Below are 12,507 nucleotides of genomic sequence, written 5' to 3' on the forward strand. Positions count from 1 at the left end.
CCACGGCATTCCCCCACACCATTTTAGTACAGGTTTAGGGGTAGGTTAACGCCACGTCCAGATGCCAGGGCTATGCCCCGATGGCAATGCGGTTTTCCCCTGCGCCCGTCGCGGGATCGCGAAGCACATATCCCCGGCCCCAGACCGTTTCGATGTAGTTCACACCGCCCGTAGCTTCGGCAAGTTTTTTCCGCAACTTACAGATGAAAACATCAATGATCTTCAGTTCAGGTTCGTCCATGCCACCATAAAGATGATTTAAGAACATTTCCTTGGTCAAAGTGGTGCCTTTGCGCAGGCTGAGCAATTCCAGCATCTGATATTCTTTGCCAGTCAGATGCACTGTCTTACCTTCGACATCGACAGTTTTGGCATCAAGGTTTACACAAACATTGCCCGTCTTGATCATGGATTGCGAATGGCCTTTTGAGCGCCGTATAATTGCATGGATACGAGCGACCAGCTCTTCTCGATGAAATGGCTTGGTCATATAATCGTCAGCGCCGAAGCCAAAGCCTTTCAGCTTGCTTTCCGTATCATCCGCACCCGAGAGTATAAGGATTGGCGTATCAATCCGCGCCAAGCGCAGCTGACGCAGTACATCATGCCCACTCATATCCGGTAGGTTAATATCAAGCAGTATCAGATCATAATCGTACAACTTTGCAAGATCGACCCCTTCTTCCCCCAAGTCCGTACAAAATACGTTCAGGTTTGCATGCGTCAACATTAGCTCAATGCTGCGCGACGTCGTAGGGTCGTCTTCCACCAAAAGGATTCTCATAAGGTTAACTCCGCATTTCTCTGCCGTTCGCTAACCACCTTGCAGTCTAATGGTTAATTGGGTGTTACTGTGACATCTGAGTTGAAAAATACAACCTAAAGTTGTCTATACTTTTGAATTGTTGTAACTTTAAGGGCATTTTCACCATGTGAATCGACGGCGGAACGCCAAGAGGAAAACTCTTCCTCGGATAAAGAATAGCGGCTCAAGGCCTCTGATTCGCTTATCAGACCATGGGTCACGGCCTTGACCACAATGGCTTTTCTGCTCGCGACCCACCGGCGCGTATCAACCGGTGGTAAATCTGCGCGGCTAAGAATCGAACCATCTGGCAGCATTACTTGCCGAAGACCATCAACTTTCTTTAGATACATCACACTACCCTTCTTGATTGTGGCTAGTTTGAAGGAACAGGCTTAATCAAGCGTGAAACGTGGGGTTGAGAGTGTGTTGCATTTTCCTATATTGTGAAACATCACTATAAAGGCGGCAAAATGTCTCTCGATCACCCCATGAACTCTCTTGGCTTTGCCAAGCCTCCCTCTGAAACGCGCGTCGTTGTCGCTATGTCGGGTGGGGTTGATAGCTCGGCCGTGGCGGCGCAGCTGGCGTCAGAAGGGTATGACGTGGTGGGGGTGACCTTGCAGCTCTATGATCATGGGGCGGCTCTGGCGAAGAAGGGCGCCTGTTGTGCCGGGCGTGATATTCATGATGCGCGGCGTGTGGCTGAAACAATGGGGTTTCCGCATTATGTGCTGGATTATGAAAATACCTTTCGAGAAGCGGTGATTGATGAATTTGCCGATGCTTATCTGGCTGGCGCGACGCCGGTGCCCTGTATTCGGTGCAATGAACGCGTGAAGTTCAAAGATCTGCTAAACACGGCCCGCGATCTTGATGCCGATTGCATGGCCACCGGGCATTATATTCAGCGCAAGGATGGCGCCTTGGGGCCGGAACTCCACATGGCTGCCGATCATGCGCGCGACCAGAGCTATTTTCTGTTTTCGACCACGGCCGAGCAGCTGGCCTATCTGAGGTTCCCGCTGGGGCATTTGCAAAGCAAATCGGAAACACGGGCATTGGCCGGGAAATTCGGGCTGACCGTTGCGGATAAACCCGACAGTCAGGATATTTGTTTTGTTCCGAACGGAAACTATGCGGCGGTGATTGAAAAGCTGCGGCCCGGTGCTGCGGATCCGGGTGATATTGTCGACATGGACGGCAACATTTTGGGGACACATCGCGGGGTCATTCACTATACGATCGGGCAGCGGCGCGGGCTTGGGATTGGCGGGCTGGAAGATCCGCTTTATGTGGTGAAACTAGATGCCGATTCAAAGCGGATTGTGGTGGGGCCGAAAGAGGCGCTCTCGACCCGGATCGTGCCGCTGCGCGAGATAAACTGGCTGGGCGATGCCCCGCTGGACAGCCGAAAAGAATGGCCCATCATGGCCAAGGTTAGGTCTACCCGCCCGCCGCGTGAGGCGATTTTGCGCCCGATTTCTGCGACCGAAGCCGAAGTAGAATTATTGAGCCCCGAGGAAGGGGTTTCGCCCGGGCAGGCCTGTGTTTTCTATGCGCCCGAAGGCAGCCGCGTTTTGGGTGGGGGCTGGATCTGGCGCGGATATTAAGGGCAATGACCGCGCGCGGACGTTTTTGTAAGTATATGTAATTACAGGATTACCTTGATAATCTTTACCAAAAATTAACCCCTTGCCGCACGTCGCGGCTGGTTGGTCATGACCTTTCAGAACAGGCTTTGTGGTACTGGCGGATGCCTGCGGCGCAGGTATTTGGGCCAAGATGAAATTGCGGCGCTTTGGTGACCAATAGCTGCGGATGGGGTTGAAGGCGGGGTGCAAACGGGCTTAGTGCGGGCTATGCAGCCAGACTGCAGTTTTAGGGAGTGTTCGATGCGTCTTTGTCTGAAACCCGTTGCCATTGCGCTTTGCTTTTTGGCCCCGTTGCCTGTGCTGGCCCAGGATGACCATGCGGCCCGTTTGGCGGCCGCGCAAGACTATGTGGCGGCAGCGGTGGCCGATATGGATATGCCCCGCCTGATTGAACAAATGTGGCGGCCCATGGTGCCGCAAATCGAGGCCTCTACCGGCAAGCCCTTGAGCGCAGAACAATTGCAAAAGATTGACGCGGTTTATCAAGACAGCTTTACCGGCCCGCTGAAAGAGATTTTGACCCGTCAGGATGTGGTTATGGCCGACAATCTGACGTTGCCGCAGATCGAGGCGTTGCGCGATTTTTATGCGTCTGAAAACGGTCGGGCCGTGATGATGAAAATGCCGGATATTATGGCAGCGCAGCAACCGCAAATCATGGGGTTGATGCAAGACCTGATGCCGGTGGTTATGCCGAAACTTCAGGCGATTGTCGCAGGTCAATAAGTTATTTCGTGGGGAATGGCGTCTTGGATCAGCTGTGATCAGCTGTGATCCGGGGCGCTTTGCCCCTGCCCGAGGGCGGCGAGAACAGAGCGGGCGGCGCGTAGGCCCGGCGCCTCGCCACCTTTGCCCAAGCGCTGCATTGTGACCGCCATCGCGGCAAGTTGCGCGTCGCGCGCGGGGCCAGGTTGCATCAGCGCCAAAAGCGCCGGCGCGATTTTTGCAGGCTGACAATCAGGGCCCAGAAATTCCGGCACATGGCGGGTTTCTGACACCAGATTGACCAATGTAACCGTATCGACCAGTGCTGCGCGTTTCATCAGCCACATGGTGATCGGGTGCATGCGATAGGCGATAACCATCGGGCAAGCATTGGCGGCCAGTTCCAGCGAGACGGTGCCCGAGGCTGCGATGGCAACGGTTGCATTGGCAAAAGCGCTGCGCTTTTGAGTCAAATCCTCGATAATTTCCGGTTGGATTGGCCAGTTGTAGGTCAGATCACGCACCAAATCGGTCAACCCGTGCAGCGTGGGAAGCGCAACGCGGGCGGTGGGGTGGGCAGCCTTGATCGCGTGCAATGTGGCGCCGATCACCGGAGCCAGACGCGTGACCTCGCCGCGCCGCGACCCCGGCAAGGCAAGGATAAGCGGGCTGGATTGCTGGGTTTTTTGTGCCAACGGCTCGGCCACAACGGGGTGGCCGACGAAATCGCAGGTCATGCCGGCAGCCTGCATCAAAGGCGGCTCGAACGGCAAAAGCGCCAGAACATGGTCGATGTAGCGCGCCATTTTGGCAGCGCGGCCGGGGCGCCATGCCCAAACCGAAGGCGCGACATAATGGATGGTTTTCAGATCAGGTTGGGTGGTTTTGACGATTTTCGCGACGCGCAGGCAGAAATCGGGGCTGTCGATGGTGATCAGCGCATCGGGATTGGTGGCCAGAGTGGCGGCAGCGGTTTGGGCGATTCGCGCTTTGAGCTGGCGGTATTTCGGCAAAATCTCGGCGATGCCCATGACCGAAAGCTCTTGCATCGGGAAAAGCGAGGTCAGCCCTTCGGCCTGCATCAGCGGGCCACCGATACCGCTGAACTCGGGGTTTGGCAGCAGGGTTTTAAGCGCGGCCATCAGTGCTGCACCCAGCTTGTCGCCCGAAGGCTCGCCCGCGATGAGGGTGAATTTCATGGATCAGCCACAGGGCGCGACCAGAGGAACAGCCCAAGGTCACTGGCGCGCGCGATCATGGCTGCCTGATCAAGCAAGATGACGCCGCCGGATTGGAAAGCAATGCCGCCGAGACCCGCTTTGGCAACCATTTCAATGGTTTGCAAGCCAATGGTCGGCAAGTCGATGCGCAGGTCTTGGGTAGGTTTTGGCGCCTTGTAGAACAGGCCTTTGGTGGAATTTGGGCGCAGATTTTGGGGAATTAGCGCCGTTTGGGCCAGCATTGCATCGGTGCCGGTGATGGTTTCGACGGCTAGGCAGAGCCCCGCCTGCACCACCGCGCCCTGCCCGACATCAACGCGGCCCAAGGCGGAAACGATGGCAGCGGCGCGGGTTGCGTCTGATTCGTCGGGCGCGGTGAGATGGCCTGTAAGGATGCCCGCTGCGGGGGTGAGGTTGGGGGCGAGATCGGTGGCACTGAGAATTTCCAGATCAAATTCCTGGAAAATTTTAAGCACTTCGCGCAAGGTAGCATCGTCACCCGCCTGCATCGCGGCCAGCAAACGCGGCACCATTTGCGCGGTCAGCGGATCAAACAGCGATGGGTCAAGGTTGGGGCGTTGCACGGCGCCTGCAAAACAAACTTGGGTAACGCCCTGATCTAACAGGTGATTAAGGAAAGGGACCAAGCGTTCAACGCGAAAGGTGATGTCGGGTGTGACGCCGGTTGGGGTAAAGCCGTCCAGCGCCGCGACAAGTGGTTTTTCGGGCATTGCAGCCATGAGTGTGGCAGGCAGCGCCCCTGCCCCTGCGATGATGGCAAGCCGGGTCATTTCGGGGTCAGGAAAGAGCGGTCGGTGGCGGAAAGGATGAAATCTGTCATCTCGCGCACATGCTTGCTGTCGGTTTCCTCGGCCAGTTTGCGGGCGCGATCGAGGAAAGTGCCTTCGCCTTGGGCCAGCATTTGATAGCCAGCACGCAAGGCGGTGATTTCCGAGCGCTCGACGCCGCGGCGTTTCAGACCGACGAGGTTAAGACCGTCCAGCTCGCCGCGCGGGCCTTGGACGAGACCATGCGGCAGCACGTCATTCGTGACCATGGTGACCGCGCCGATAATGGCACCGTGGCCAATGCGGACCCATTGATGCACACCGGAAAGCCCGCCGATGATAACGTCATCGCCAAGGTGGCAATGGCCGGCAATCGCGGCTTGGTTGGCAAGAATGACGCGATTGCCGAGGGTAGCGTCATGGCCGACATGGCTGCCAGTCATCAGCAGGCAATCATCGCCGACGCGGGTAATACCGCCGCCGCCTTCGGTGCCGGTGTTCAGCGTCGCGCCTTCGCGGATGCGGCAGCGTTTGCCCACGATCAACCGCGTGCGTTCGCCTTTGAATTTGAGGTCTTGCGGCACTTCGCCAACACAGGCGAAAGGGAAAACCACTGTCTCGTCGCCGATTTCGGTCCAGCCGGTGACGACGGCATGGGATTTCAGCTCGACCCCCGCCCCGAGGGTGACTTCGGCGCCGACCATGCAGAACGGGCCGATTTTACAGCCCGGGCCAATCGTGGCACCAGGTTCAACGATGGCGGAGGGGTGGATTTGTGCGGTCATGCTTTGGGCAGGTCCATCATGGCGGTGAATTCAGCCTGAGCGCAGAGCTCGCCATCCACAGTGGCGCGTCCTTCAAATTTCCAGACCTTGCCGCCGCCGCGTTTGACGGTGACATGCAGTTCCATCACATCGCCAGGTACAACCATGCGGCGGAATTTTACCGCGTCGATGCCCATGAAATAGACCAGCAGGTTTTTATCGGCCAGATCCATCGACACGCCGACCAGAATGCCCGAGGTTTGCGCCAAGGCTTCGATGATTTGCACACCGGGAAACACCGGCTTGCCAGGGAAATGGCCCTGAAACTGCGGCTCATTCATGGTGACGCATTTGATGCCGACAGCCGATTGGTTTGGCACGATGTCACGCACTTTATCAACCAAAAGAAAAGGATAGCGATGCGGCAGGATCCGTTGGATCAGGTCAATATCAGCAGTGGTTGGCAAAGGCGTTGCGGCATCGGTCATCACTTTGTTCCTTCAGGGCCGGGACTTTCTTATCAAATGATTAGCAAGTCGGGCGGCCAGAAACAAGCCAGTGAAAACCTAAGGCTTTGGCGCCGCAGTTTCGGGCGCAGATGCTTCGGGGGCGGGTGTTTCAGGTGCGGGCGTGTCGGGCGCCGTCGTTGGGGCCGCAGGGCTGGCCAAAGCGCTGTTCACGCGCTCTATCGCAACATTGGTAATATCGACCCGATCCAGACTGAGGATCACGGTTGATTGGTCCACCAGCAATACGGCGCCGGCCTCTTGCATCATGGCGGCCAGAATTGGCACCGCCGAGTCGAAGAATGTTTTTTGGTCTTGCTCGCGCTCTCGCTTTAGGTCGCGGTCTTTTTGTTCCCACGCGGCACGAATTTTCTCGACTTTATCGTCGAACTCACGGGCCATAGGCTGAAATTCGGCCGGCGAAAGCCCGGCGCGGCGTTCGGTCAGCAGCCGCTCTTCGATTTCAAGATCGGCCTCGACCTTGCGGATTTCAACTTGCAGATTGCGTGCATCGGCTTCGAGCCTGGCAAGCGAGGCCTTGCCGAAAGCGGAATCCTCAAAAAACCGTTGTTGATTGATCGTCAGAACCGGAGACTGGATTATCTGTACCTGCGGGGCAGCATCGGCCGCAGGCAAAGCGGCCCCCTGTGCAAGCACAAGTTGGGGGCCGCCTATTGCCGCAAACGCCATCAACGACGCTGCTGCCAACCGCTTCCGCATTAGAATTCGGACGAGATCGTCAAGTCGAAGCTACGGGTCTTATCGTAGGTTTCTTTCTTGAGCGCTTTGGAGAAGTTAAACCGCAGCGGCCCGATAGGCGTTGTCCAGAACAGCGAAACACCGACGGAAGCACGCAATTTCATGCCGTCATCAACAATATCCGCCCCAGCCAAACCACCGTTCACGTTATCCAGGCTCCAGACCGAACCCACATCAAAAAACGCGCCGCCCTTGATGTTGTATTCTTCGGGCAAGCCGATCGGAAATTCGGATTCGAACCGCGTAACGGCATACATATTGCCGCCCAAAGCGTCCTGGTTGGTCGCGTTCAAATCACGCGGGCCAAGGCCATTTGCTTCAAAGCCACGGATTTTGCCATTTCCAAAGAAACGCTCGGTCACCCGGGAGTCGCCTTTGATCATGTTAAGCATGCCGCCTTCGAACACTGCGCGCAGGGTCAAATCGTCATTCATCACCCGACGCTCGGCCACGGCCAAGGCGCTGGTTGTGATCGAACGCTGATCGCCGCCAAAACCGGCGAGATCCTGACCAAAGCGCAGCAAGATACCGCCGTTCGGGTCAAGCCCACCTGTCCGCGTGTCATAGCTGAAGGAATAACCCAGAGAGGACGCGAATTGCCCGCCCATGGCATCCTCGGCCTGCAGAATTTTCGACGACCCCGAATCCACGTTGTTAACGGCGTTGTTCGCAAGCTTGTAGTTCAGGCTCAGGCGGCTGTAATCACCGATCGGGAAGCCGATACCAAAGCCAATCGAAGCGGTGCGCGTGTCGTAATTGGCGTTGTCCGATGTGGTTTCGGCATAGTCACCGCTGATTGAGAACGACAGGTCACGGCCAAGGAAGGCAGGTTCAACAAAGCTGGCGCTGGCACTTTTGGATGAGGACGCAGTAGAGATGCTGAGGCCGACAGACTGACCACGGCCAAGGAAGTTAGCCTCTGAGAAGCCGACAGTCAGACCAATACCGGAATCAGCCCCGTAGCTGGCACCAAAAGACAGCGAGCCGGTTGGCTGTTCCTGAACATCAACGTTGACGATAACCTGATCGCTTGCGCTGCCTTGTTCGGTATCAACCTTGGCTTCTTTGAAGAAACCAAGTGCCCGAATGCGCTCTGCTGCGCGGCGCACCTCGCCCGGGTTGAAGGGGTCACCTTCAGCGTTGCGGAACTGGCGGCGGATGACCTCATCCAGCGTGGTGGTATTGCCTTCGATATCAATGCGTTCCACGAAAATGCGGGGCGCGCGCGAGATAACAAATTCAACATCAAGCGTTTGCTCACGCTCATTACGGGTAATGCGCGGCTGCACCGACACAAAGTTGAGCGACTTTTTCAACGCAAGGTTTTCAAGCCGCTGGGTGTTGTTGTCGATCACAGTCGGCGAATAGGTGATGCCCGGACGCAGCTTTACTTCTTTCTGGAATTCTTCGGCATCAACGCCGTCGATTTCAGAAACGGTCGTCACTTTGCCGACTTTAAAGCTTTGGCCTTCCTGCAGGGTAAAGGTAACGAAGAAGCCGTCACGTTCGCGGGTTACTTCGCCTACAGCGTCAAGCACCTGAAAATCTGCATAGCCACGGGCCATGTAGAAATCCCTTAGCAGCTGTTTGTCATACTCGATACGGTCACCGATGAACGTATCGGACTGGATGATGCGGCGGAAAATGCCGGCCTGTTTGGTGGCCAGAACCTGACGCAAGCGCCGATCGGAAAACGCACGGTTGCCGTTGAAGGTTAGACGCTCGACCTCGACGACATCGCCTTCGCGGATGTCAAACACCAGATCGACGCGGTTGGCCGAACGGCGGATGATCTTAGGATCGACAGTGGCGGCGATACGGCCACCTTCCTGATAGGCTTTGACAATCTCGGCGGCATCGGCCTCGGCTTGCGCGGGCGAGAAAACACGGCGGGACTGGGATTTGACGATCTTGGCCAGAACGTCATCCTTCAGCTTTTTATTGCCTTCGAAATTGATGATACCGATGATCGGAAATTCGGAAACCTTGATAACAAGCGTATTTCCGTTTGGAACTACCTCGACGGTTTCAAACAGGCCGACGCCGGAAATGCGCTGATAGGCGTCATTCAACTCGCCAGGCGACACGGATTGACCTGGGCTGATTCCGGCATAGGACAAAACAGTCGCAGTATCGACATTGGTATTGCCGACAACCTGAACCTTTGAAAACTGGTAGGTTTGCGCCTCGGCCTGCCAGGCATTTCCAAAGCAAGCCATTGAGACGATTAAAGAAACCGACACGATGGCGGAGTGGCGTTTAACCTTGCCCAAGATGTTGCGGGACATCGAAACCCGATCCGCAATATGCATTGTTCTGCCCCATAACTAATCCCGTTGCCCCTGACTAACGGGAATGCGGCTGCTTGTCAAAAGGGCAAAGGCCCATATTGTTTCAATGTGTTAAACATGCACGGGTTTTGACCAAATTTGCTGTGGATAAGTTCCCGAGGCAGCAAAAAAGGGCGCCACAACTTTATGCGGCACCCTACAGGGAACAGTGAATATTCGTTTTATTTCAGGGAACCAGAAGAACATGGCCCAGATAGGCCCCGGCCAATAGCCCTGCCAGTACCGTTCCGACGCTAAACAGCCGGTCCCAGTTCAATCCCATCAAAAGTGAGATCCCCCGACAACCTTTCATGACCGCTTGCATTGGTTTCACCCGTTTACATCTTTCAAGACCAAGACATTTTACCTGTGAAATGTGGCGTGATTGGGGCAACGGCCCTAATTGTTAAAAACTGGTTAACAATTCACTTACGGGCAAAAGAGATCATTCCCCAAAGCAAACGCCATCAGAGATAGCAACAAAAGAAGCCCGATTGTCATCAGAATCCGGAGCACAGAGTCGGATGGCGGTTTACCGGTGACGGCTTCATAGACGTGAAACACCAGATGGCCACCGTCAAGCACCGGGATCGGAAACAGGTTCATCAAGCCGACTGCCGTGGAAAGCCCTGCAATCATCATCACAAAGGTCAACCCGCCTTGCGAGGCCGCGGCCGAGGATACTTTGGCAATGCCGATCGGGCCGCTCATGTAGCAAGAGGAAACTTTGCCGGTAACGAGGTGCATGATCCCCGAAAGATTGGTTGTAATCAGCGACCAGGTACGCTCGACCCCCAGTATCAGGGTTTCAATGGGGCCAGGGGTATAAAGCTCGGGCGTGAAGACCAGACCTTCGCCAAGGCCGATCAAATAGCGCTCTTCAAAGCCGCCATCCGCTTTTGGGGTCAGAGATTTGCGCGGGATCAGCGTGGTTTCCATCACCTCAGCGCCCTGCCCGCCGGTTTCGGGACGCCAGATTTTTAGCGACAGCGGCGTATCTTTGGAATTCTTTACATAGGCAACCATATCGGAAAAGGCGTAAACCGGCGTGTCGTTGATCGACAACACCACGTCACCGACCGCCAGACCTGCATCTTGGGCCGCGGACTGCAAGCCGATCGAGCCGATCATCGCGGGAAACGGTTGCGGACCGGAAATGATTTGCACGGTACCGTCACGAAGGATGGTGTACTCGACACGGGCCGAGGAAGGCAGCGCGCGGGCCACTTCGGCAAAGCTGGTCAGATCAGGGGTATCGGCACCGTTGATCGCCAGAATATCATCGCCGACCTGCAGGGTTTGGGCGTTGTCAGGCAAACTGGCAACTGCGCCGACCACTGGCCTGTCTGCCGCGACGCCTGTGTAGAGCGTCAGGACACAAAAGATCGCGATGGTCAGGATGAAATTGGACACCGGACCGGCAAGCACGGTAGAGGCCCGCGCCCAAAGCGGCGCGCCATGCATACTGCGCCGACGCTCGGCCGCGCTAAGCCTTTTTAGCGCCACCCCGTCCTTGCCCGAGGCTGCATCTGAGTCGCCCAGAAATTTTACAAAACCGCCAAAGGGAATGGCGGCCAATTGCCAGCGCGTTCCGCGCTTATCAACACGCGACGCCAGCACCGGGCCAAAGCCAAGCGAAAAAACCTCGGCATGAATGCCAGACATGCGCCCGACAATATAATGCCCATATTCATGCACGGCGACGATGATCGCCAAAGCAACAACAAAGGCCGCGGCCGTCCAAGCAAAATTGCCGACGGTCGGGAGAACATTCATAAAATCCACTACGTTTACATTCCTTGCTGCCAAGATTGTACCGCTTCTGCGGCAGTCTTTCTTGCGAGATGGTCCATACCAAGCACATCCTCAAGGGTCGTCGCGACAATTTGAAGGCAATTTTGGCACGAAAGACGGGCAAGCGTGTCTTCGACCACCTGCGACATGGCCAAAAACGACAAATTGCCTGCAAGAAAATGGTCAAGCGCGATTTCCTTGGCGGCGTTAAAGGCCGCACCCGACAGGCCGCGCGTTTCCATCACTTCACGGGCCAGACGCAAAGCAGGAAAACGAACGGGATCGGGGGCCTCAAAGTTCAGCGCGGCAAGGCGGGCCAGATCAAGCCGTTCCACGGGCACATGGCCCCGGCGCGGCCAATGCAGTGCAAAGCCGATGGCGTGGCGCATATCAGCGGGGCCAAGATGGGCCATGATGCCGCCATCGCTAAAGCCGATCAGCGCGTGGACGATGGATTGGGGGTGGACGATCACCTCGATCTGATCGGGGCTAAAGCCAAAAAACTCGCGCGTTTCGATCAGTTCCAAGGCTTTGTTGAACATCGAGGCGGAATCGATGGAAATGCGCTGGCCCATCGACCAATTCGGGTGCGCCACAGCCTGTGCGGGTGTGATCGCCTGCATCTGTTCCAGCGTGTGGTTGCGAAACGGCCCGCCCGAAGCGGTGATGATGACACGTTCGACGGCGGCTTTATCCTCGCCCGCCAGCGCCTGAAACACGGCGGAATGTTCGCTATCGACCGGCAGCAAGGTCGCGCCGTATTTCGCGGCGGTGGCCATCAGCAAAGGGCCGGCGGTAACAAGGCTTTCTTTATTGGCCAGCGCCAATGTGCCGCCGTGGCGCAAGGCGCGCATTCCGGGCACAAGGCCCGCGGCCCCCACAATAGCCGACATCACCCAATCGGCAGGGCGATCTGCCGCCTCGGCAATCGCCGCCTGCCCTGCGGCTGTGGCGATGCCTGTGCCCGCCAATGCGTCACGTAGCGCAGGCAGGCAATCCTCATGCGCTGTGACGGCAATTTCGGCGTTCAGCGCGCGGGCCATTTCGGCCAAGCGTGCAATATTGCGCGCGCCGGTCAGGGCGACGGTGCGATAGGCCGCAGGGCCGCCACCGCGCATGATCAGATCAAACGTGCTTTCACCGATAGAGCCCGTGGCCCCGAAAATCGAAATGGAACGCAA

Annotated in this window: 12 protein-coding genes; 2 read left to right on the top strand and 10 right to left on the bottom strand. The window is 56.7% G+C overall.

Features of this window, described 5'->3' with window-relative positions; genetic code table 11:
- Positions 1 to 70: 70 nt before the first annotated feature.
- Positions 71 to 784 (bottom strand): response regulator transcription factor CtrA, encoded by a 714-nt coding sequence (gene ctrA, locus AKU79_RS04865; RefSeq protein ID WP_050522441.1) that lies wholly within the window; start codon positions 782 to 784, stop codon positions 71 to 73.
- A gap of 95 nt (positions 785 to 879) precedes the next feature.
- Positions 880 to 1,158 (bottom strand): CtrA inhibitor SciP, encoded by a 279-nt coding sequence (gene sciP / locus AKU79_RS04870; protein ID WP_050522442.1) that lies wholly within the window; start codon positions 1,156 to 1,158, stop codon positions 880 to 882.
- Positions 1,159 to 1,278: 120 nt separating this feature from the next.
- Here sciP and mnmA point away from each other — a divergent pair, with 120 nt between their 5' ends.
- Positions 1,279 to 2,418 (top strand): tRNA 2-thiouridine(34) synthase MnmA, encoded by a 1,140-nt coding sequence (gene mnmA, locus AKU79_RS04875; RefSeq protein WP_050522443.1) that lies wholly within the window; start codon positions 1,279 to 1,281, stop codon positions 2,416 to 2,418.
- Positions 2,419 to 2,700: 282 nt separating this feature from the next.
- Complete coding sequence (locus AKU79_RS04880; RefSeq protein WP_050522444.1) at positions 2,701 to 3,186, top strand: DUF2059 domain-containing protein; 486 nt, start codon at positions 2,701 to 2,703, stop codon at positions 3,184 to 3,186.
- A 38-nt stretch (positions 3,187 to 3,224) separates the two neighbouring features.
- On the opposite strand, the gene lpxB is transcribed toward AKU79_RS04880, so the two are convergent.
- From lpxB to dxr, 8 genes are all read right to left on the bottom strand, one after another.
- Positions 3,225 to 4,364 carry a lipid-A-disaccharide synthase gene (gene lpxB, locus AKU79_RS04885; RefSeq protein ID WP_050522445.1) on the bottom strand — a complete coding sequence of 380 codons (1,140 nt, stop codon included), beginning with the start codon at positions 4,362 to 4,364 and terminating at the stop codon, positions 3,225 to 3,227.
- On the bottom strand, positions 4,361 to 5,176 hold the full coding sequence (locus AKU79_RS04890) for an LpxI family protein (protein ID WP_050522446.1): 816 nt from the start codon (positions 5,174 to 5,176) through the stop codon (positions 4,361 to 4,363). The genes lpxB and AKU79_RS04890 overlap by 4 nt, the downstream gene beginning before the upstream one ends.
- Positions 5,173 to 5,958, bottom strand: coding sequence for an acyl-ACP--UDP-N-acetylglucosamine O-acyltransferase (gene lpxA, locus AKU79_RS04895; RefSeq protein WP_050522447.1), 786 nt, complete (start codon positions 5,956 to 5,958; stop codon positions 5,173 to 5,175). The genes AKU79_RS04890 and lpxA overlap by 4 nt, the downstream gene beginning before the upstream one ends.
- Positions 5,955 to 6,425, bottom strand: a complete 471-nt coding sequence (gene fabZ / locus AKU79_RS04900; RefSeq protein WP_050522448.1) for a 3-hydroxyacyl-ACP dehydratase FabZ — start codon at positions 6,423 to 6,425, stop codon at positions 5,955 to 5,957. The genes lpxA and fabZ overlap by 4 nt, the downstream gene beginning before the upstream one ends.
- 78 nt (positions 6,426 to 6,503) lie before the next feature.
- Positions 6,504 to 7,163: an OmpH family outer membrane protein gene (locus tag AKU79_RS04905; protein WP_050522449.1), complete on the bottom strand. Its 660-nt coding sequence runs from the start codon at positions 7,161 to 7,163 to the stop codon at positions 6,504 to 6,506.
- Positions 7,163 to 9,490, bottom strand: coding sequence for an outer membrane protein assembly factor BamA (gene bamA, locus AKU79_RS04910; protein ID WP_050522746.1), 2,328 nt, complete (start codon positions 9,488 to 9,490; stop codon positions 7,163 to 7,165). Before bamA ends, AKU79_RS04905 begins: the two co-directional genes overlap by 1 nt.
- Positions 9,491 to 9,961: 471 nt before the next feature.
- Entirely contained in the window at positions 9,962 to 11,317 is a 1,356-nt protein-coding gene (gene rseP, locus AKU79_RS04915; protein WP_050522450.1) for an RIP metalloprotease RseP, read from the bottom strand.
- A gap of 5 nt (positions 11,318 to 11,322) precedes the next feature.
- Entirely contained in the window at positions 11,323 to 12,507 is a 1,185-nt protein-coding gene (gene dxr, locus AKU79_RS04920; protein ID WP_050522451.1) for a 1-deoxy-D-xylulose-5-phosphate reductoisomerase, read from the bottom strand.

This window comes from Pseudorhodobacter wandonensis (assembly GCF_001202035.1).
In the GTDB taxonomy this organism is placed as follows: domain Bacteria; phylum Pseudomonadota; class Alphaproteobacteria; order Rhodobacterales; family Rhodobacteraceae; genus Pseudorhodobacter; species Pseudorhodobacter wandonensis.